The organism is uncultured Gulosibacter sp. (genome assembly GCF_963509965.1).
Classification (GTDB): domain Bacteria; phylum Actinomycetota; class Actinomycetes; order Actinomycetales; family Microbacteriaceae; genus Gulosibacter.
The window spans coordinates 14,404-34,554 of sequence record NZ_CAUPDE010000017.1 but is presented as its reverse complement, the minus strand read 5'-3'; the positions used below and the strand labels follow the sequence as shown (position 1 = coordinate 34,554).

The 20,151-nt window shown below is 60.7% G+C and carries 22 protein-coding genes and 1 pseudogene; 15 read left to right on the top strand and 8 right to left on the bottom strand.

Annotation, left to right across the window (positions count from 1 at the left end):
* Nucleotides 1-214: 214 nt before the first annotated feature.
* Nucleotides 215-643: a GNAT family N-acetyltransferase gene (locus RQ865_RS09455; protein WP_311479103.1), complete on the bottom strand. Its 429-nt coding sequence runs from the start codon at nt 641-643 to the stop codon at nt 215-217.
* 174 nt (nt 644-817) lie between these two features.
* Here RQ865_RS09455 and RQ865_RS09450 point away from each other — a divergent pair, with 174 nt between their 5' ends.
* The 3 genes from RQ865_RS09450 to RQ865_RS09440 all read left to right on the top strand — a co-directional run bounded on the left by RQ865_RS09450 (nt 818) and on the right by RQ865_RS09440 (nt 2,575).
* Entirely contained in the window at nt 818-1,051 is a 234-nt protein-coding gene (locus RQ865_RS09450) for a FitA-like ribbon-helix-helix domain-containing protein (protein WP_311479101.1), read from the top strand.
* Complete coding sequence (locus tag RQ865_RS09445) at nt 1,048-1,485, top strand: type II toxin-antitoxin system VapC family toxin (RefSeq protein WP_311479100.1); 438 nt, start codon at nt 1,048-1,050, stop codon at nt 1,483-1,485. The genes RQ865_RS09450 and RQ865_RS09445 overlap by 4 nt, the downstream gene beginning before the upstream one ends.
* Before the next feature lie 565 nt (nt 1,486-2,050).
* The gene (locus tag RQ865_RS09440; protein ID WP_311479099.1) at nt 2,051-2,575 is read left to right on the top strand and encodes a GNAT family protein; all 525 of its coding nucleotides are present in this window, start codon (nt 2,051-2,053) and stop codon (nt 2,573-2,575) included.
* Nucleotides 2,576-2,727: 152 nt separating this feature from the next.
* On the opposite strand, the gene relB is transcribed toward RQ865_RS09440, so the two are convergent.
* Nucleotides 2,728-2,940 (bottom strand): type II toxin-antitoxin system RelB family antitoxin, encoded by a 213-nt coding sequence (gene relB / locus RQ865_RS09435; protein WP_311479098.1) that lies wholly within the window; start codon nt 2,938-2,940, stop codon nt 2,728-2,730.
* A 95-nt stretch (nt 2,941-3,035) separates the two neighbouring features.
* Between relB and pcp the strand changes: the two genes are divergently transcribed.
* Complete coding sequence (gene pcp / locus RQ865_RS09430) at nt 3,036-3,674, top strand: pyroglutamyl-peptidase I (protein ID WP_311479096.1); 639 nt, start codon at nt 3,036-3,038, stop codon at nt 3,672-3,674.
* A 67-nt stretch (nt 3,675-3,741) separates the two neighbouring features.
* Here pcp and RQ865_RS09425 read toward each other — a convergent pair whose 3' ends face one another.
* A complete protein-coding gene (locus tag RQ865_RS09425) occupies nt 3,742-4,065 on the bottom strand; it encodes a putative quinol monooxygenase (protein ID WP_311479094.1) in 324 nt (107 codons plus the stop codon).
* A 58-nt stretch (nt 4,066-4,123) separates the two neighbouring features.
* On the bottom strand, nt 4,124-5,743 hold the full coding sequence (locus RQ865_RS09420) for an ATP-binding cassette domain-containing protein (protein ID WP_311479093.1): 1,620 nt from the start codon (nt 5,741-5,743) through the stop codon (nt 4,124-4,126).
* A gap of 173 nt (nt 5,744-5,916) precedes the next feature.
* Between RQ865_RS09420 and RQ865_RS09415 the strand changes: the two genes are divergently transcribed.
* Nucleotides 5,917-6,498, top strand: a complete 582-nt coding sequence (locus tag RQ865_RS09415) for a GNAT family N-acetyltransferase (RefSeq protein WP_311479092.1) — start codon at nt 5,917-5,919, stop codon at nt 6,496-6,498.
* 190 nt (nt 6,499-6,688) lie between these two features.
* A pseudogene (locus RQ865_RS09410) lies at nt 6,689-7,006 on the top strand (DUF488 domain-containing protein); the annotation flags it as partial.
* A 33-nt stretch (nt 7,007-7,039) separates the two neighbouring features.
* Here RQ865_RS09410 and mgtE read toward each other — a convergent pair.
* Nucleotides 7,040-8,392, bottom strand: a complete 1,353-nt coding sequence (gene mgtE / locus RQ865_RS09405; RefSeq protein WP_311479090.1) for a magnesium transporter — start codon at nt 8,390-8,392, stop codon at nt 7,040-7,042.
* A gap of 116 nt (nt 8,393-8,508) precedes the next feature.
* Nucleotides 8,509-9,057, bottom strand: coding sequence for a hypothetical protein (locus RQ865_RS09400; protein ID WP_201518378.1), 549 nt, complete (start codon nt 9,055-9,057; stop codon nt 8,509-8,511).
* An 80-nt stretch (nt 9,058-9,137) separates the two neighbouring features.
* On the opposite strand from RQ865_RS09400, the gene RQ865_RS09395 reads away from it, so the two are divergent.
* Entirely contained in the window at nt 9,138-10,991 is a 1,854-nt protein-coding gene (locus tag RQ865_RS09395) for a VWA domain-containing protein (RefSeq protein ID WP_311479088.1), read from the top strand.
* 26 nt (nt 10,992-11,017) lie between these two features.
* Here RQ865_RS09395 and RQ865_RS09390 read toward each other — a convergent pair whose 3' ends face one another.
* Nucleotides 11,018-12,199, bottom strand: a complete 1,182-nt coding sequence (locus RQ865_RS09390; protein WP_311479086.1) for a serine/threonine-protein kinase — start codon at nt 12,197-12,199, stop codon at nt 11,018-11,020.
* 175 nt (nt 12,200-12,374) lie between these two features.
* On the opposite strand from RQ865_RS09390, the gene RQ865_RS09385 reads away from it, so the two are divergent.
* The gene (locus tag RQ865_RS09385; protein WP_311479085.1) at nt 12,375-13,940 is read left to right on the top strand and encodes a polysaccharide deacetylase family protein; all 1,566 of its coding nucleotides are present in this window, start codon (nt 12,375-12,377) and stop codon (nt 13,938-13,940) included.
* 49 nt (nt 13,941-13,989) lie between these two features.
* Nucleotides 13,990-14,679: an MOSC domain-containing protein gene (locus RQ865_RS09380; RefSeq protein WP_311479084.1), complete on the top strand. Its 690-nt coding sequence runs from the start codon at nt 13,990-13,992 to the stop codon at nt 14,677-14,679.
* A gap of 100 nt (nt 14,680-14,779) precedes the next feature.
* Here RQ865_RS09380 and RQ865_RS09375 read toward each other — a convergent pair whose 3' ends face one another.
* Nucleotides 14,780-15,082, bottom strand: a complete 303-nt coding sequence (locus RQ865_RS09375; RefSeq protein WP_311479082.1) for an amphi-Trp domain-containing protein — start codon at nt 15,080-15,082, stop codon at nt 14,780-14,782.
* A 159-nt stretch (nt 15,083-15,241) separates the two neighbouring features.
* Between RQ865_RS09375 and RQ865_RS09370 the strand changes: the two genes are divergently transcribed.
* The 6 genes from RQ865_RS09370 to RQ865_RS09345 all read left to right on the top strand — a co-directional run bounded on the left by RQ865_RS09370 (nt 15,242) and on the right by RQ865_RS09345 (nt 20,142).
* Nucleotides 15,242-16,039 (top strand): alpha/beta fold hydrolase, encoded by a 798-nt coding sequence (locus RQ865_RS09370; RefSeq protein ID WP_311479080.1) that lies wholly within the window; start codon nt 15,242-15,244, stop codon nt 16,037-16,039.
* A 32-nt stretch (nt 16,040-16,071) separates the two neighbouring features.
* Nucleotides 16,072-16,971 carry a polyphosphate kinase 2 gene (gene ppk2 / locus RQ865_RS09365; RefSeq protein ID WP_311479076.1) on the top strand — a complete coding sequence of 300 codons (900 nt, stop codon included), beginning with the start codon at nt 16,072-16,074 and terminating at the stop codon, nt 16,969-16,971.
* A 215-nt stretch (nt 16,972-17,186) separates the two neighbouring features.
* Nucleotides 17,187-17,633 carry a YbaB/EbfC family nucleoid-associated protein gene (locus tag RQ865_RS09360; protein ID WP_311479074.1) on the top strand — a complete coding sequence of 149 codons (447 nt, stop codon included), beginning with the start codon at nt 17,187-17,189 and terminating at the stop codon, nt 17,631-17,633.
* The gene (locus RQ865_RS09355) at nt 17,633-17,968 is read left to right on the top strand and encodes a hypothetical protein (protein ID WP_311479073.1); all 336 of its coding nucleotides are present in this window, start codon (nt 17,633-17,635) and stop codon (nt 17,966-17,968) included. The genes RQ865_RS09360 and RQ865_RS09355 overlap by 1 nt, the downstream gene beginning before the upstream one ends.
* A gap of 188 nt (nt 17,969-18,156) precedes the next feature.
* Nucleotides 18,157-19,551: a GH-E family nuclease gene (locus RQ865_RS09350; protein WP_311479072.1), complete on the top strand. Its 1,395-nt coding sequence runs from the start codon at nt 18,157-18,159 to the stop codon at nt 19,549-19,551.
* Nucleotides 19,552-19,587: 36 nt separating this feature from the next.
* A complete protein-coding gene (locus RQ865_RS09345) occupies nt 19,588-20,142 on the top strand; it encodes a hypothetical protein (RefSeq protein WP_311479070.1) in 555 nt (184 codons plus the stop codon).
* The last annotated feature ends 9 nt before the right edge of the window (nt 20,143-20,151 follow it).

Below are 20,151 nucleotides of genomic sequence, written 5' to 3'. Positions count from 1 at the left end.
GATGTGGTGCTGTCCCGGTAGAACGCATTCGCAACCTACCGGGACATAACAGCTAACTCACCAGCGGGCGGCACATTGCCATCACCGTACGTAGAGACGCACGCTGGAGGTGGTGATTGGGTAACTGCTGTGAGTGCAACGTCGGCACGTGTCGACGAAGACCTGAAGCGCATCGATTTTTTGGTGAGCAAAGCTCCCGCTATCGAGCATCCGCTCAGCTGAAGTGTACAAAAACGCGCACCTGTTCGCTGAGATCGCCGAGGTCGCGGGTTTCAGTGAAGCCCATGGCTTCGTAAAATGACCGCGTGGCCTGCCCACAGTCGGTCATGAGCACTTTTTGGCGCACCTCGGCGTAGGGTTCGAATGCGCGTGAAAATAGCTCGCGGCCAATCCCGCGGCGATGGTGGCTCGGTCGCACGAGAATGTCTTGCAAATAGGCGATCGTGAGCCCATCGCCGACGATGCGGGCAAGCCCCACAAGTTCGCCGCCAACTCGCGCGGTGACAACCCGAAGCGAGGCGCCAATTGCAGCTTCGAGTCGTTCGGGGCTGCGTGTGTAGACCGTCCAGCCGACGGAATCGTAGAGCGACACAAGTTCTTCTCGCATGGGCACGTCATCGGGCGTGTAGGTTACGAGTTCCATGACCGCGAGCCTAACGCGGAAAACAATGAAAACCCCGGCTAATCGCGCACACGCGGGCTTTTCGAACCTTAGCTCTGCACAGCTGCGCAGACGGCGTCGCCCTTGCTGGAGCCCTCAATGTCAACACCGTTCGCAGTGATATCATGAGTGCAATCACTTCTGGGGGTGGACGATATGGCTTCGATTGTCGTCAGGGGTCTTGACGAGTCAGTCAAGGCTCGGCTTGCTGCTCAAGCAAAGAAGCGTGGGCGCTCCATGGAAGCTGAAGTTCGAGAGATTCTGACCCGGGCTGCGACGCAGCCGAACATTGGGTTGGCGCTGTTGCGTGCCGGTCAGTCGGTTGGCGGGGTTGAAGAGCTGCCGGTTCCTGAGCGATCCGACTGCGCCCGCGCAGTGGAGTTCTCGTGATTGTCCTCGACATCAACGTGGTCTCAGAGGTGCTGCGACCTCATCCAAATGCCCAGGTCGTAGCTTGGCTGGAATCGGTAACCGATGACGTGGCCATCACTGCAATCACTCTTGCGGAGCTGCTGGCCGGACTGCGCCGGCTCCCGAGTGGCAAACGCAAGGCTGTCCTCACTGAACAGGTCGAAAGTGTCCTGCGGCTGTATCGCGATACGGATGCGATCCTCGCCTTTGATGACTTGGCGGCGTCGCACTATGCCAGCATCTTTGCCGAACGAGAATCTGCCGGGCTGCCGATTTCGAGGGGAGATGCGCAAGTAGCAGCGATCTGTCGCGCCCGAGGCGCAGTCTGTGCGACGCGTAATGTCAAGGATTTTCTGGGAACTGGTGTCTCCCTATTTGACCCCTGGACGGGAGTTTCGCATCCCGCTTCGTAGTCGACACGACTGCACCTGACGAGGAACTACAGCTAGGTGTGGTTGGTCATGATTGCAGTGCATGTGAAAAGCGGGTTGCATGATTCGTATGTCCAGCCCGCTGGGGATCCGCGCCGCGTTCGTATCTGATCGAGGGCCCACGGTAGATCGTCCAGCGTCCACATCATGACTTCAGACTGCAACTCACACTTCAAATTTTGGAGTCTGAGTTGCAGTCTGCGTCCTGGTTGGGGGCCTAGGGTCACACTCCGCTCCCGGCAGCCTGAGCATCGGATGACTCCAATGAAGGTCACCGCGAGGCCGGTGAGAGTCTCTCGCCCAGACTGCAAATGGCCCGGTGGCGCGTCCGTTGCACGACACACTCGCTGCTGCGCTCAAATATGAAGTGCAGCGCGGTGGCCAGACACAAGCCGGGCTTACCGACAGCAAAGAGCGTGAGATTCGGGTCAGTCTCGTTTCATCCCGTGGTTAGGTTCTAGAGGTGCAGTCCGCGGGGCCTGCCCCCTGCCGTCGCATTGCCGGTGCTTGTTTGCGCTTCCGGAGCTGGCCATGGCATTCTGATGTGATGAATTTGACGCTCAGGCCGATGGTGCCCGCCGATCTTGATTTCTTGTGGACTTGGAAGCACGGCACCCCGGATGCGGAATGGAAGCGCTGGGATGGCCCCTATTTTGAGTCATCCGCCAGCCCCAGCAGGGATGAGTTCGACCGGCAAGAATCTTCCAGATTCGAAAGCCAAAACCGCCGCATCATCGAGGTTGATGGTGAGCCTGCTGGTGTGGTCACGCGTTTCGAAGAGGCGCCGGTTGGCGGCGGCTGGTGGGAGATCGGCATTACCATTTTCGATCCGCGCTGGTGGGGTAAGGGAGTCGGTCGGACGGCGCTGACACAGTGGCTGGCGGCGACGTTCGATGAGACGGATGCGCATGTTGTCACGTTGCAGACGTGGTCGGGTAATGAGCGGATGATCGCGTCGGCGAAGCGCTGCGGTTTTGTTGAGTGTGGCCGGGTTCCTGAGGCGCGCGCATGGGACGGGCGCCGCTGGGATAGCGTCAAAATGTGTGCGCTGCGGCCGCAACCTTCCCACTGACAGCACCGTCGAGATTCGCGTGTCGCAAGAGAGGACGCGCGCATGCTCGAAACAGATTCAGAACACGAGTGAGCTTCGGAATAACGCCTTGTTGAGTTGTTTGCGTGCTCGCGCGGCGAGCTCAACGCGGTAGATGCTGGACCGGGATGGCATTAGTTGAGTTCGGCGAACACTTCGTCGATGCTGAACCGTTCGCCGGAGTCGCGTGCGATTGCTTCGCGTAGTTCTTGGAGGTCGTAGGAATCTTCGATCTTTTCCAGGATGGCGGTGCGAGCGAAATCAGAGATCGTGACGCCCTCGAACTGTGCGAATTTGCGTACGAGCGCAGCGTCTTCTTCGCTCATGCGCACTGTCACTGTGCTCATCGTTTCTCCTTTTCACCGCTCTGAATACAAGGTATTCACGGTCGTGGGCTGCCGGCAAGCGCCCTCGGGCCAATCAATTTCGGTAGCGTACCGGCATGGCAACGATTCTCGTGACCGCGTTTGAACCCTTCGGCGGCGAAGACCGAAACCCGGCGCTCGACGCAATGCGAGCCCTGCCCAAAACCATCGCCGGCACCCGCATCGCAACCTGCGTCGTGCCAACCGAGTTCAACCGGTCAATCCGGGTCGTCACCGAAGCCATCGAAAAAACACGGCCGGTCGCCGTACTTGCGATCGGCCAGGCTGGCGGGCGGGCGGCGGTGACCCCAGAACGTGTCGCCATCAACCTTGATGACGCGCGCATCCCCGACAATGCTGGAGCGCAACCGCTCGATCAGCCGATCGTTGCCGATGGACCCGCCGCATATTTTTCGACCCTGCCGGTCAAAGCGATGGTGCAGGCGATCCGAGCCGCGGGCGTTCCCGCCGAACTTTCACACACTGCGGGCACCTACGTGTGTAACCACCTCATGTACGGCATCCTCCATCACCTTCGTGATTCGCACACGCGCGCCGGATTTGTGCACGTGCCGTATGCATCCGAGCAGGTTGTCGGGCGTGCGGATACTCCGTCGCTACCGCTTGACAGCATCGTTACCGCACTCACTGCGGCAATCGAGGCGATCGTCAAAAACGACGAAGATATCGCGCTTGTCGCCGGCACCACGCATTAGGGCTGCGGCGTTGCTATCGGGCGCCAGCTGCACCGAAATGCAACCGGCGCCGAAAGCGCATCCGGGGCTATTCGACGGCGAGCTCTGCCATCGGGCCCCAGCCCTCATCGCTCTCAACCTGGCGCGAGATGATCTGTGGGGTTGCCGAGAGATACTGCGGGAAGTCCTGCTGCATCTGGCGGAAATGCTCCGACTGTACGTGCGGGGCGGCACCGTCATCATCGAACGCCTCGATGAGCACGAACGTCGACGGCTCTTCCAGGCTGCGCGACCACTCAAACCAACGGTTGCCGGGTTCTGCCCGGGTCGCCTCGGTGAAGGGGCGGATGATTTCGGGCCAGCGGTCAACGAACTCGGGTTTGACGTTGAATTTCACGTTGATGATGATCATGGAACTGTCCTTTCACGAGGCGTGTGCTGAGCGTAACCCGCGCCGCTGATGAGCGCACTCATGGCAGCTGCAAATCGATGTGTGCCCCGTCCCATTTTTCGATCAACCAGCGGTCGTGAGTGGCGACCACCAGAGTTCCGTTCCACTCGAACATGGCAGCTTCCAGGGCCTCGATAGTGTCGAGATCGAGATAGTTGGTTGGTTCATCAACGACGAGAACCTCTGGTTGTTGCGCGATCGCAACGGCGAGTTGGGCGCGGCGCTGATTCCCCTCCGAAAGGCTGGAGATCGGGGTGTGCCACATTGACGGATGCAGCACGCCGGCCCCAAGTTCACCGATTCCGTTTCGCCACACGGTGCGGTCGAAGCCTGCGTCTCCCAGCTGAGGGAGCCGCTGTGGCACAGCCGCCAGATGCCCGGCCACGGTGAGTGTGCCACTGGCTTCGCCGGGGGCTGTGCCCTGCACCAGCCACGTGAGCAGGGTCGATTTCCCCGAACCGTTCGCGCCAGTCACGAGCAGGCTCTCACCGTGTGCCAGGTCGAATGTCGTGGAAGACAATCTGCCGCGCACTTCGGCAGCTCGCGCCATCACCGCCAGCCCGGTTCGGGATCTTACGGGATGCAGTGAGAGTTGAAGTTCGTATTCCCGGGGCCGCCTCACCTCGTGTGCTTCGAGTTCGCGGAGCCGGTGATCATCACTGCGGGTGCGGCGAGTGGCGGTGGTCGCTGCTCGATCAGCGAAGAACTTGCGTTCCTTGCCCTCGGCTTCCGCAAGTCGAACCCCACCGTGGGCGATTGACGAGCTCTCGCTACGGTGCAACTTCAGGTTTCGTTTTGTGGCCTGCTGTTCGCCGTGTAGCTGTTGGTGGGTGGCTCGGGCTTGCTGTTTCGCGACCAAATAGTCGCTATAGGTTCCCGAGCATCGATATATCCCGGGGAGCGCACCGGTGCCCGTCGCGGTCGCGATGGCCTGCCAGGGTGCGATATCGAGGTCGTAGATGACGGTCGCTACTGCATCGATGAACTTGCGGTCATGGCTCGCCATCAACAGCGGGCCGGGATGCGCCAGGAGCAGTTCGGTGAGAAACTCGACGGCTTCCTGGTCGAGATGGTTTGTTGGTTCGTCGAGGATCAGCACCTCGGGGTTCGCGAGTAGTGCTGCGGCAAGCTCGATGCGTCCAACCTGACCGGGAGAGAGCGTTGACAGTGACCGGTTCTGCCCGTCTCCGGTGAGCTGGTCGATACCGAGCCCAGCAAGGGTTTCATTGATGCGTGCATCCAGCGACCAAATATCGTGCGTGGTCATCGCGGCAAGAAGGGCATCATACTCAACCGCAAGCTGTGGCGAATCGGTTGTCTCGGCGAGTGCGGCAGTTACCGTGGAGAATCGCGACTCGATTTTGCGCAGATTATGCAGAGCGATATCGAGATAGCTGCCGACAGTCTGGTTGCTATTGACCGGTGGCGAGAGTGTCGCGAGCTGAGCCCCTCGAATTTGGACGCTGCCCGACTCTGGATCGAGTGTGCCGCGCACGAGATCGAGCAGGGTTGATTTGCCGCAGCCGTTTGGGCCGATGAGACAGGCACGTTCACCGTCGTCGACGCTGAACGTAATGCTTTCAAGTAGCGGTGCAGAAGTGTGGGAAAAACACAGGTAGTTGATTTCGATGGCAGACAAAATGATCTCCAGATGTGTCGAGCAGATACGACGTCTCGGCACGGCCGAGTAGAGATCACAGGCTCATCGGAACAGCACATCCTTGGTATTGAATAACAACGAACTCATGCGACCCTAGCATGTTCGCGGTTTCAACAACGACCTGCAGACTCTGGAACAAGAAAGCAACAGCCATGACCATCCAGCCCGCGCCGAAGGTATTGCCAGCGGCAGACCCGCAGGTGGCGCAGCTGTGCGCTCGCGGCTGGAAAATCACCGAAGAATCGTTTGGTGCCGAGCTGCAAATCACGCCCGAGGTGCGGCAGCAACTGGCGCGCATCGACACGCCAGATCTCTGCATCCGGCCGCTTGTCGGTGACGATATACCGCGCATCCTGGCGCTCGATGCGCTGACGCTCGGCGACTATCCGGGTGGTGTTGCCACCACGCACGCACCGCTCACTCAAAAAACCGCCTGCCCGACGCCGACCCGGCGAGCCTGGGGCGCTTTTCGCGACAGCGAACTTGTGGCAATGACGTGGCTCGACCTGGATGCATCGGGCACTTTCGCCGAGATCGACTTCACCGTCGTTGCGCCGCACTGGCGCGGGCGGGGTGTTGCTACCGCCCTCAAAGCTGCTGCCATTGTTGCGCTCGCAAATGCCGGTGTCGACCGGGTGCGTACGGGCGGATCGATGCGCAACACCGCAATCATTCGCACTAACGAGGCGCTCGGGTTTGTGATCGACGAGCACTGGGTGACACTTGAGGAGTGAAATGACTAGCCAGAACCGCTCTCGCTGAGTGAGAGCGAACGGCACGCTCGGGCCGGGTCGTCGCAACCACGGCCGCACCGCGACAATTGGCGCTTGAGCTAGGTCCCCAGCACCGCCTTGCCGATGGCAATGTTGACGCTGCTTTCCCGCTAGCACCGGTCTCACAGCCCGCCCAACTAGCGTCGGTGAGATGAAGATTGTCAGCGCACGAGTACGTGACGAGGATGCTCCCGCAGGAGCCCGAATTCTCGTCGATCGGTTGTGGCCGCGCGGTGTCAGTAAAGCACGCGCGAGGATTGATTACTGGGCTAAGAGTTTGACCCCGTCAACGGAGTTGCGGCGCTGGTTCCACGCCGATCGGGATGCGCGATACGACGAGTTCGCGGCCCGCTACCGAGCCGAGCTCGACGATGCCGACACTTCCGAAGACCTCAGCGCAATTCGTAAGCTCGCCGTAGACACGCAAATCGTGTTGCTCACCGACGCCAAACACCCGGACAAGAGCCATGTGCCGATTCTGTCGGAATGGCTGCGGGAACAGCTAGATACCGAGCACCGCCTTGGCGATGAGGAAATACACAATCAGGCCCGATGCATCCACCAGCGTGGTGATGAAGGGGTTGGCGAATACTGCCGGGTCGATGCCGAGCTTCTTCGCCACCATCGGCATCCCGCCGCCGACGGTGGCCGCTAGCGTGCAGATCGCGGTGAGGGTGAGCCCGATCACCGCGCCCACATCCCAGCCGTAAAACAGCCCCGCGATAACAAAACCGAGGGCGCCGAGCAAAACTCCCAGTAGGGCGCCCACCCGCACTTCGCGCAGCAGCACCTTGCCAACGTCTCGATTGTGCACATCACCCACGGCGAGGGCGCGGGTTACGGTGGTTGCGGCCTGATTACCGGTGTTCCCACCCGTGCCGATCAGCAGCGGCACAAACATCGAGAGCACCACCATCTGCGAAATCGTGTCTTCAAACGCCTGCAGCACCTGAACGGTGAGGGTCGCCCCGACCGCGAGCACGAGCAGCCACACCACCCGCGAGCGCACAATTTCCACAATCGGGGTGGCGAGGTAGGGGCGACGCAGCGGCTCGGCACCACCCATGCGGGCCTGGTCTTCGGCGTTGGCGTCTTCGAGAATTTGCAGCGCGTCGTCAACGGTGAGGAGCCCCACCAGGCGGTGCTCGCGGTCGACAATCGGCAGCGCCAGGTGTTTGCGGTCGGCGCAGCGTCGAGCGGCTTCTTCGGCCGACTCGTGAGCAACCGCGAGGTCGGCTGGCTGCATGAGATTCGCCAGCAGCTCATTGGCCGGTGCGCGCATGAGATCGCGCAGGCTGAGCACCCCCGCCAGGCGACGATCAGATTCGACAACCGGCAGCGTATAGATGGATTCGGCATTGTCGAGGTGTTTCGTCACCGCTTCGAGTGCCGCCTGGACGGTCATATTTGGGTGGAGCGTAATCAGCTCGGGGCTCATCCGGCGACCGATCGACCCCTCTGGATAGCCGAGCACGATACCGGTGAGCTCGCGCTCGTCCTCCGATAGTCCCGCCAGCAGCCGCGTTGCCACCGATGCGGGCAGCTCGTCGAGCAGCTCGGCCCGGTCGTCGGGGTCCATCTCTTCAAACACCGCGGTGACTTCGGGGGCGAGTAGCCCGCCGAGTAGGTCGGCTTTTAGCGTGGCATCGAGGTCGTCGAATGTTTCTACGGCGGTGTCTTTGGGAAGCGTGCGATACAGCAGGGCGCGGTGCTCGCGGTGGAGTCGCCCCATAAGCGCGGATGCGGTCTTGGCGGGGCAGTCGCTCAGCATCGCCGAGAGTTTTGGTACGTCGCCCTCGCGCAGGGCCGCATACAGCTCTTTTTCGTTAATTAGCGTGTGGGGTGTCGAAGACATCGACAGCTCCTTCCTGCGCGGCGCCAAGACCCGGTTGGGGCTGAACTGAACACAGCCAGGCTCGAATATAGCCCGGTCAGTGAACTAATACCGCAGTTTGCGCAGGCGACCGTAAATTAGTGCTCGGTGCCGCGCATAGTGCGTTCCCAGTGTTCGACGGCTTCGGCGGTGCGGGCCACGCTATAGGCATAGATGAGTTCGGCGGCACCTGGATGCGACTCGCGCAATTGGGCAACGATGGCGAGCCACTCGGCGGCGTCTGCGGTGGCGCGAAACACATCCTGCATCTCTCGCACCGATACCTGGCTGTCGCGCGTGGCCGAGCGCATGGTCTGGGTGGTGGTGTCTTGGATATCAAAATTGGTTTCGGCAATAACCGCGACCCGTGCATCCACCTCACCCGGCGTCACTGCGCCATCGGCAACTTGCTGGGCCAGCAGATGCAGTTGCTGCAGGCGTGCCAGTGCGCTGGGGTTGCCAATTTTTGCTCGTCTGGCCGCTACCAAATGCGAAAGCATCGGCACCGAGAGCCCGATGGTGCGGGCCACCTGCGACTGATTGATCCCCAAATATCGGGTGATGTGCGCGACGATTTCGGCAACGCTCGCGCCGTAGAGTTCCCGCTGCCGAGAGCTGTTTTCCGATTCGATGGGACCTGTGTTCACACCAAAAGAATACGCTGCAAACACTTGACATGCATCCATCAGTAGCCCAGACTTTCCATGTGTAAACACAAGGAGGGGAAATGAAACACCTGCGAACACTGCTGGCAGCAGCAGCAATCTCAGCGCTGAGCTTCACGCCGACACTCGCGGTCGGTGCTGCGACCGCCGCGTCACCCGCGCCGCAAATCGAACAACAGAAGGTGCAAAAGGTGCACCTCGTCATGGACTCGTCGGGTTCAATGGCCGAACCCACCGGCGGCGGCAAAAGCCGTATCGACGCGGCAAAAGACGCCCTGAACTCGCTGGTCGACAACGCCCCCGAAGACACCCAGCTAGGCCTGCGCGTTTATGGCAGCTCCGCAACTGCCGAGGGCAGCGACGAGTCGTGCCGCGACTCAAAACTGGTCGTACCGATCGGCACCGGCAACCGGGATGCACTGCGTAAAGAAATCGACAAATACACGCCGGTTGGCTGGACCCCAATCTCGTACGCCCTCGAACAGGCCGGTGAAGATATCGGCAGCCCAGGGGAGAACGAGGAGCACACCATCGTGCTCGTATCAGACGGCGAAGAAACCTGCGTTCCCGATCCCTGCCCGGTTGCCGACAAACTTGCCGCAAAGGGCATCAACCTAAAAATTAATGTGGTCGGCCTCAACGTCGACGGCAAGGCCCGTGAACAGCTGCAGTGCATCGCCGATCACGGTAACGGCACCTACTTCGACGCCGAAAACGCCGACGAACTCGAAAACGCGATCAACGATGCGGCGATGCGCACCGGCCAGCACTTCGCGCAGGACGGCAAACCCATCACCGGCGGCGACCAGGAGGGAAGCGCACCCGAGGCAAAGCCCGATGTCTACACCGACACCCTGCAGGACGGCAAAGACCGCTGGTACCGCATCCCAAAATCCGCTGACGACTCAACCATCTGGGCGGGCGCGCTGATTCAGGCCGAACGCGCCGTCGCGAGCATTAATTCTTTGCGGCTGACCTTTGTCGACCCAGCCACCGGCGAAAAATGTGCCACCGAAGCCGACTCGACCACCGGCATCAGCCCGGTAAGGCTGCACGCCGTGAGCCTCGCCAGCACCGAGTGTGAATCGGCATCTGAACTGCTGTTGAGTGTCAATCTCGAGCTTGAGAGCGCGAAAGAACTGCCATTCCGGCTCACGCTGATCGAAGAAGCCCCCGCACTCAACGCCGACAGCCTGCCCGAGCCGGCCGAAGACCCCAAGTGGGAAGAGATGCCGCCCGCCTCGGCAGCGGGCGAGGTGGAGTACGGTGCCGCCAATTTCGGCGATGCCCCGGTGCTCGAGCCGGGTAGCCACTCGGTGGCGCTCACCGAGGGTGAAGCGCAAATCTACGCGGTTGACCTCGACTGGGGGCAGCGCCTGCAGGTGCAAACCGACCTCAAACTGGGCGACCGCAGCAGCGTCTACTGGAGCACCGAGCTGATTTCGCCCCTGGGCGTCGAAGCCGCCACCCTCGAAACCGACAGCTACGGCTCGTCGAATCAGGGATCGGTTTCGATGCAAGCCACCACGACGGATATTCGCTACAACAACCGCGGCAAGATCGGCGCGGCGGGTGTAAACGCGCTGCCCGGCCGCTACTACATCCTCGTGTCGGGTGGCGATCCAGATGCGATCGACACCAAGCAGGAAGAGTGGAAGGGCACGATGCAGATCAATGTCGTCGGCGAGGCCGGCGACGGAGCACCCGAATATGCCGAAATGACCGCGCCAACCACCGCCGCGCCCAGCGAGACCTCGGCAGCAGCGGACACCGAAAAGCGCGACAAAACATCTCAGGCGTCCGAAGACGGGCCGAACTGGCCGCTTATCGGCGGGCTCGGCGGCGGTGCGCTGCTGTGCGCGGCTGTTGGCGTGACCGCAATCGTCCTGCTGCGCAAAAAGAACGCCGGAGTTTAGCGGCCAGCCCGGCAACGAATCGAAAACTACAACAGCGCCACGACCGCGGACGCAGCTGCCAAAAGCGTCGCCATCGTGATCGACACGACTGCGACCACGCGCAGCTTGTGTTCGCGGTCGGTGGTTGTGGATGCATCGGCAGCGGACCCATCGTTGGCCGCGGCATCGGCTGCGGCCGGTTCGGCTGCGGCCGGCTCTACAGACGTGAACGCCACGGTTTGCGCATCCGGCGCACCAAAACGCTTGGTCATTTCATGCCCGGTCATACGGACTTCGCCTGCCCGTGCATCCAAGCCTGCCGGTGCATCCAAGCCTGCCGGTGCATCCAAACCTGCCGGTGCCGCGCCGCTGTCGAACTGATCGAACACGAATGGCGCGTCTTCCTCGCCCTGCCAGGGTGCCCCATCGGGAACCAACTGTTCGGCGGCGAGCCGCTGCAGCACCTGGTGAGCGGTGTGGGGGCGCCGCTGCGGATCGGCGTCGGTGAGCCATTCCAAAACCGGCCACAGCCGCGAAGCATGTTCTGCCGGGAACTCGCTCGGCCGCATCCCGGTGACCAGTCGCTTACCCACCACCCCGGCCGCATAAAGATCGTGATGCGGGGCGGGTTCGGCGCCGGTCGCCGCATCCGGGGCGAGATATCCGGGGGTGCCGATGCTCATTCGGGTTTCAGTGAGTCGTGGCTCATCGCGCACCACGGCGATTCCGAAATCAGCCACCCGCAGCACGGGGCGCCCCGAGCCGGTTGCCTCGAGCAGCAGGTTCGCGGGTTTGATATCGCGATGCACCACTCCGTGATCGTGAATCTCGGCAAGCGCCAGCAGCAGCTGCTGCAGCAGCACCGCGGCGAACGAATCGGGGAGGGCGCCGTGGTCGCGCACCAGCGTTTCAACTGAACCGCCGCGCACCAAATCCATGCTCAACACCACGATGTCATCGTCGGCCGCCCAGCCGCTGGGCGCGGCGATATGCGGGTGGTGAAACCGCAGCGCCTGCTCGCGCACAAAACGCAACAGCATCCCCGCATCGTGAGCGCGCAGCTGTTTAACCGCCACCTCTCGACCGGTTTTGCGATCGAACGCCCGCCACACCGAACTGGCACCACCCGAACCGATCTGTTCGCGCAGCTCAAATCGCGAAGCCAGCACGCGCGGCCCGGATAGGCGCGCGTCGGCCGAGTGGGATGCGGCGGGATCGGTGGGAAACATCGGGGGACAGTCTAGATGGCTTTAAAAACGCTGAAATATACGGCGCCAGGGCCATAAACACTCGCATAACACCTTGGTTTCGCTTCGGCGCCGCTCACGCTCGATAGGGCCGGGTGCAAGCAGACTGGCTATGCGCTCAAATGTCACACCACACCGCAATAAGGATTCGTTCAATATGACTTCGGCATGCCACCAGGAAGGCCGCACCCAGCGCTCCCGACATAACCGCAGCTACGCGATCGCGGCGGTGCTGGCAGTGGTCGCCCTCGTCGCCGGCGGCGCCTACGCGCTATGGAGCGGCAAATTCGGCGGAATCATCGCGCTTGCGCCAAAGTCAGCACAAGACACGCTGACCGAAGCCATGACCGCCGACCCCGCCGCGATCGTGAAAACCGTGTTCGACCAGATTGGTGCATCCCCGAGCGATGGCGAGCTCGCGGCTGCCCGGTCACTGCGCCGCGAACAGGGTGTCGAGGCCGATCTCAACGGCGATGACCGAGGCGACTATCTCGGCATTTATTCGGTGCCGGATGCCGATTCGCGCGACTTTTTTGCAGTGGCGGCACTCACACAGCCTGAAGGCGACGCGCGCATAACCGGCGGTGCGTTTATTGGCACCGACCTGCAACTGGATGCACCAAAAGCTAGCGGCGATCAGGTGCGGATCACTGGTGCGGTCACCACTGCAAATTCAGTGAATGCCGCCGGTGATAACCCCGGCGAAGCGCGGCCGTTCGAGGAAACGATTTTGGCCAACGAAGCCGGCGAGCTGCGGGTGCAGCTGGAAAAACTCGGCGAGAGCGCCACCGGAATGCCCGCTGCTCGCGCAGCCGAGGTCGGCCAGGCTCGCGCCGAAAGCCGCACCGATGCGCCAACCTTTCATGCCACCGGCCCGCTGCGATTCGGGCAGCCGGTCGAGATTAGCGTGCACGTGCCCGAAACCCACAGTGTCAGCATCACTAATAAATCGGGCGAGCCTATTAGCGATCTCGCGGTCACGGTCGTTGACGAGCAGGGGCAGCAACAGCATCCCGATGAGTTTGGTGAAGTGCCGGTGGTGGGGGATGCGCGGGTGCGGCTCGCCAGCGACCACGCGCCGGTCACCATGATGGATGTTCTTATTTCGGTTATTCCCGATCCGATGCCATCCTTGCCGAACGCGCTCGACAATCTTGCGAGCTACGACAGCAGTGGACGGCCGGTTGTGTATTTGACCTTTGATGACGGCCCGAGCGAGTACACCCCGCAGGTGCTGGATGTGCTGGCCAAACACGATGCCCACGCGACGTTTTTCATGATCGGCGCGCAGGCCACCAACCAGCCGGCCATGGTGCAGCGCGTGCGTGATGCCGGTCACGCTGTAGGTAATCACAGCTGGTCGCATCCCGATTTCACCGAGCTGAATGACAGGCAGTTGCGTGCCGAGATCGCGCAGACCGATGATGCCGTCGGTGGCGCCCAGTGTGTGCGGCCACCCTATGGCGCAACTGACGATCACGTGCGCGATGTGTTGAGCTCAATGGCGAAATCGCAGGCGCTGTGGACAGTCGATTCCGAAGACTGGCGACGGCCGGGCGTTGACAAAATTGTCGATAGGGTGCTCGCCGATGTGAGGCCCGGATCGGTGGTGCTCATGCACGACGGCGGCGGAGCGCGCGAGCAGTCGGTGGCCGCGCTCGACAAGATTCTCAACCACCTCGACTCGCAGGGCTACGTGGCGCTGGCGTTACCAAGTTGCTAGCGGCACTGCCGGTTCGCGCAGTCGATGCCCCACCGGGTACGCTTCAGCAATGCGATTCAACGTTGAGCAACTGCGCCGCTACCCGGTCAAATCAATGGGCGGTGAGGCGCTCACGAGCATCGAACTCACCTCCCGCGGCTTGGTCGGCGACCGGCACTACGCGGTTCGCGACGCGGGCGGTTACCTCGTGTCTGGAAAGAACACGAAGAGCTTTCGACGACACGATGAGATTTTTGAATTTCGAGCCGAAACGATCGACGGCGAGGTGCGGGTGCATCGCGGGGACGCATCCTGGCCCGCCACCAGCCCCGAGCTGGCTGATCGGCTGACTGAGCTGATGGGTGAACCAATGCGCGTGGTCGAGGACGCGGATGCATCCCACTTCGATGATGGATCGGTTTCGCTCATTGGTACGGCCACCCTGGAGTGGTGGCGGCAGCGGGGCATCGATGCTGATCCGCGACGGCTGCGGGTCAATATCGTGATCGAGACCGCGGAGCCGTTCGAAGAAGAAAACTGGATTGGGTCAGAACTGGTGGTTGGCGGGGCGCGACTGCGGGCGGTGCAACGCGTGCCCCGCTGCCGCATGGTCGATGTGCCCCAGGACGGTGCCGTGGCCGAACAAAAATGGTTAAAGCTGCTGGCCCAAGAGCGTGGCATGTGCGCCGCGATCTATGCCGATGTGGTCGAGCCGGGAACGTTGGCCGTCGGTGACGAACTACGGGTCATCTTCCCGTAGCTCCTTTACTGAACCCGGTGTGGGTCAGAGTTAAGAAGCGGCGTGCCCAGATGAAGGCACGCCGCTTCGCTGTTCAAACCGGTGTCAGCACGAACACCGGCTAGGAAACCGTGAAACCACGTTTCGGGGTTTGACCCGCAACGGGTGCACCGGTTTCATCAACCCGCCACGAGATCTCGAGCTCGAATTCGCGCTCAAATCCGCCGTCGGCAATGGGCTTGTCGTTGACTTCAATCTCAACCAGGCAACCGTCGGGAAAATCGAACGTGACCGGGGCGCCTGCAGCGGTGAGGGTGAGCGTGCCCTCGCTGGCTCGATCGGCTAGCGATTGGAAAAGGTCGGCCAACTCATCGCGGCTGATCTCGTTTTTGCTCTTGAAGATTGACTTTTCGGTGTTGGTCATAGGGCCCTCCTTCGAAGACTGTCCATGATAGGGATACCTCTATTCTCGCTCGGAACAGGCGGAAGAGATAGTTCGCACTTGGTTCTTGCTGGCGGCATGGTCACACCAATGTCACCCGCACGCAGCTGATCTGTCACCTCGAACGCGTAACCTCGAAGTATGGTCGCTATTGCATCCCAACAGGTTGGTGACGGCCCGCAACGGGTCGTGTTTTTGCACGGCCTGATGGGGCGCGGGCGAAACTTTTATACCATCGCCAGCCGGCTCGGTGACGACTATTCGAGCTTGCTGATCGACGTGCCCAACCACGGTGAGTCGGGCTGGACCGACCACTTCAGCTATATCGAACTTGCCGATGCGATCGCCGACTTTCTCGCGCACGGGTTTGCCTACGGGCAGCCGGTGCACCTTGTGGGGCACTCGATGGGCGGCAAAATCGCGATGGTGCTCGCGCTGCGGCACCCGCAACTCGTGCAGCGACTGGTTGTTGAAGATATCGCCCCGGTCAACTCGGCAACCACCGGCAGCCAGTTCAATCACCTGATCGGTAGCGTGGCCGCAATCGACCCGACGACTGCGAGCGGCCGCGCCGAAGTGGATGCCGAGCTCGCGAAATCGGTACCCGACCCGCAGCTGCGCGGATTCTTGATGCAGAACCTGCGCCCACGCCGCGGTGGCGGCTACTACTGGCAGGCAAATGTGCACGTGCTGCTGCGCGATCTCAGTGCGGTGGTTGGATTTCCGATGCTGAGCGAACCACCCTTCCCAAACCCCACACTGTGGGTCGCTGGTGGCAATTCACACTATGTGCGCCGTGAAGATCTTCCCCGGATGCGCGAACTGTTCCCGGCGGTGCGCCGCATGACGATTAACGATGCCGGGCACTGGGTGCACGCCGAACAGCCCGAGCGCTTCCTCGCGGTTCTACGACACTTCCTCACCGTTACCGGCTGGTAGACAGCCGATCACCGTTTGAAAAAGGAGATGCCATGGTTCAAAAAATGAAACTCCGCGACTATATCGACAAGCTGCGTACCGAGGGATACAGCGTCTCCGGTGCCGAAGAAGAAGACCCGGTGCTGATCGCACCCGATGGCAGCGCCGTCGAAACCTGGCGTGAAAACTATCCCTACGACGAGCTGCTCGACCGCGAAACCTACGAGCGTGAAAAATACCAGCTGCAGGTGGAGCTGCTGAAGTTCCAGTATTGGAGCCAGGATGTGGGTGCCAAGCACATCATCATCTTCGAGGGTCGTGACGCTGCCGGTAAGGGAGGCACGATCAAGCGCTTCACCGAGCACCTCAACCCGCGTGCGGCACGGGTGGTGGCCCTCAACAAACCTTCCGATGTTGAGCGGGGGCAGTGGTACTTCCAGCGCTATGTCGAGCATCTGCCCACCGCCGGTGAGATTGTGATGTTCGACCGCAGCTGGTACAACCGCTCGGGTGTGGAGCGCGTGATGGGGTTCTGTAGCGAAGACGAGTACCGTCAGTTCATTCGCCAGGCGCCACGTTTTGAGCAGATGCTCGTCGAGTCGGGGATTACGCTAACTAAGTTTTGGTTCTCGGTCACTCAGCAAGAGCAGCGCACCCGGTTCGCGCTGCGGCAGATCGACCCGGTGCGCCAGTGGAAACTCTCGCCGATGGATCTTGAGAGCATCGACCGCTGGGACGACTACACCGAAGCAAAAGAAGCGCAGTTCGAGCACACCGACAAGCGCTACGCCCCGTGGACAATCGTCAAATCAAACGACAAGAAACGTGCCCGTATCAACGCCATGCGTGCCTATCTCAACCAGTTCGACTACGAGGGTAAAGACGAGTCGGTTGTGGGCGCACCCGATCCGCTGATTGTCTCGCGCGCAAAGCACACAGCCGATCGCGACTAGCGGCACCGGCTGAGCGGCCCGCTCACCCAAGTGCGACACGAGGCAATAGCTCGGGGATGACCTTCCTGGTTGGCGCGGCTTACCACAGCATCGCGTCAAACCAGGAGAGTCCATTTCGTGTGCACCTATCTGCGTACACGCAAAGTGTGGTCGGCGAAGTAGATCGGTGGATGTACGTTCATTGACAATTACGCAGACACGGTTACGCTGCGAACGTGACAAATCAGAATGATTCACTGTTTCCAGACCCCGAGCAGCTTCGTGCTCAAGTAGCACAGCAGGTCGCTGATGCCGAGGAGCATGCTCGGAAGATGAGCGAACTCACCGAGACACTCCAGGCACTCGAGGTTCGGGCAGAGTCTAACAATGGTGAGGTCAAGCTTCGTATCGACTCGACCAGCTCACTTCGCGACCTCGAGCTTGACGACGCGGCTTTGGAGCATTCACCCGCTGAACTGGCACGAATGATTCTTCAAACCTATGAGTCAGCTCAGCGAGAGCTTGGCTTGAAGATCGTCGAAGCCACGCAAGCACAAGCTGGAGACGACCTCGCCTCGCAGGTGCGTCAAGAGTTCGAATCGCGTATTGGTCCGCTCAGTGGCGACGATGACGATGATCGTGATGACCGAGGTCATGGCATCCCGGGGCTGACGAGGTACTGATGGAACCGCTTAACATCAACCCAGATCGAATTCGTCAGCAAGCCGCAGCTACCGAGCATGCGCTGTCGGCACTAGATGAGGCACAGTCAGCGGTGAGCTCGATCAACCTCTCGGGAGGTGCGTTTGGCATTATGTGCAGCTTTCTTATCCCGCCGGCGCAGGTTGTGACGAGTGCCACCTCGTTCCTACTTGGAAACGCTCACGGCATGCTCGAACGCGAAGCGCAGGCACTGCGTGATTTTGCTGATGATCTGGTGAGCTGCGATGAAGAGTTTGAGTCGAAGTTCGGTGCGGTTGAGATTGATGACGTGAGTGAAGCGGAGTATTGGCGATGACCTCAGCACTGGTTGCAGCACCGGTTGACGTAACGTCGCCGTACGCCGGGCTTCTTGTGATCGAGTCGGGTGCCGACCTCAAAGAAGCGATTGAAAGTGGCGACTGGGTAGCAGGCACACTCGCGGGTGTATCGCTAGCTTTCGACACTCTTTCGACAGTTATTGATCCGCTTGGCACAGCGATTGCCATGGGCGTCGGCTGGGTGCTCGACCATATCGAGCCGTTGAAGTCGTGGTTCAACGACCTTACCGGCGATGCGGGTGAGGTAGCGGGCTTCGCGCAAACCTGGTCAAACGTGTCTCAGTACTTGAAATCTGTGGCTGACGGTTTGCGTGAACAGCTTGAGCAAGTTTCTGACCTGTCGGGTGAAACGATGCGGGCGTTCCGCAACTTCCATCTCGATACGGCAAAGCATGTAGAGCTCACTGCGGACTGGGCGAACGCCATGAGTGTTGGGCTGCAAATTGCGTCTGGGATCGTGCAGTTTGTGCATGGCCTGGTGCGCGACGCCATTTCGACGATTATCGGTTCGCTTTCTTCAGCGACGATTTTGAGCGTATGCACGCTGGGAGCAGGGGTTCCGCTGGCTGTCTCCCAGGTCGCATCGAAGGCGTCCGCGCTCGCTACGCGAATTAGCCGCTCAATTGACGACCTGATTACGTCAATTACTAACCTTTCTCGGCACCTGCGTGCGCTGCGGGAGCTCATCGAGCGAGTCAATCAGGTGTTCTCGCGCGCGCTGCGGAACACTCCAACTCGAGTGCCTGCCAGTGGCAAACCCCGTAGCTCGGATGCAGATGCGCCCCGAATCCCGGACGGCACTTCAGTTTCAAAGAACGCGCCCGAAGCGCCTCGCTACGATCCGGACGCCCCCGTTCGTAAGACCGAATCAGCCCGGAACGCCCCACGTCGGTACACCGCGGAAGACGTGCAGCGAACACTCGATGAAGCGCCACGAAATGCGCAAGGTCAGCCTGTCGACCATCGCAATGGCAGGCCACTTCAAGAGACAAATGCTGCCGGAAACCGTGGTTGGCATATGAAATATGACCCAGAGTCGGGTCGCTTCGTTGCTGAGAACCCTGGTAACGCACAACCGAGCGCACTTCCCGAGACGGGAGAACCGAACTCGTACGGCTATGATGCTGATGGCAACCGATTGCCGTATGCGAACCACCGGCCAGGATACGCTGACGGTCAAACTAGGTTGGTCTGGGAAACTGCGCGAGAAAAGCAGCTTGACGATATTCGAAATGGACGGATTGATCTCGAAGAACCTGCAGAAGACGGCCTGTGGATTGAGCCACACCCCACCAAGAATCGTGAAGGCCTCGAGATAGTCCGGACTGCTGATCGACGTGAGTGGTATCAGGTCCACTGGAACAAGGACGATCCAAAAGCTCCGCGCGACTGGCATATGGCGCATAACACCGGCGAAGAATACGCACCCATGCATGATCGCTATCTCAACCATGAAATGACACCTGAGGAATTCCTCGAGTGGTTCCAAGAGTCGTCCAATTACCACCCTTCTGACCCCATACGAAACATGTCACACATAGACGAGCAAAAGCCGCGATAGGCTAGGCGGAGTGAGTCTTCGGAAGGAGCGGTCGCAATGGTGAGCCCGTTGATGGCAGTCAAGAAGCACGATCTGGCCACACTGTTGGAAGCATGTCGGGAACGTCCTGACCTGGATCCGTGCAAGTACTTCGTCGATGCATTCACTAACCCTGACCCTGCAGCACGGGTTGAAATCGCGAACTGGATGCTCGACCGAGGTGTAGACGTAAACCAGACCGTTGGGCGAGACGGGACAAACGCCCTACACGTTCTGTTTAGCCAGCGAAATCTTGACGCGCATCGCGAGGCACCATTGGTGCAGCGAATGCTGGACGCAGGCATAGACATTAATGCCTACTCGTCGAGGTGGGGAAGACCACTTCAGGTGCTGCGCGACAACACAGGGCTGGCTGACGCTGATCTTGAGCCGCTGTATGAAGTTATCTTCGCCCATCCAGGCATCGACTGGAATGTTCCGGTGTCGCTGAAGGGTGCTGACGAGAAACAGACACTACGGGATCGCGTGGAGAGCGATGCTGCGATTCGCCCAGCAATGGCCCGCCGTATGGCCCACTATCTCGAAAACCCACCCACGACACTTCACGCATGACTTGGAGCT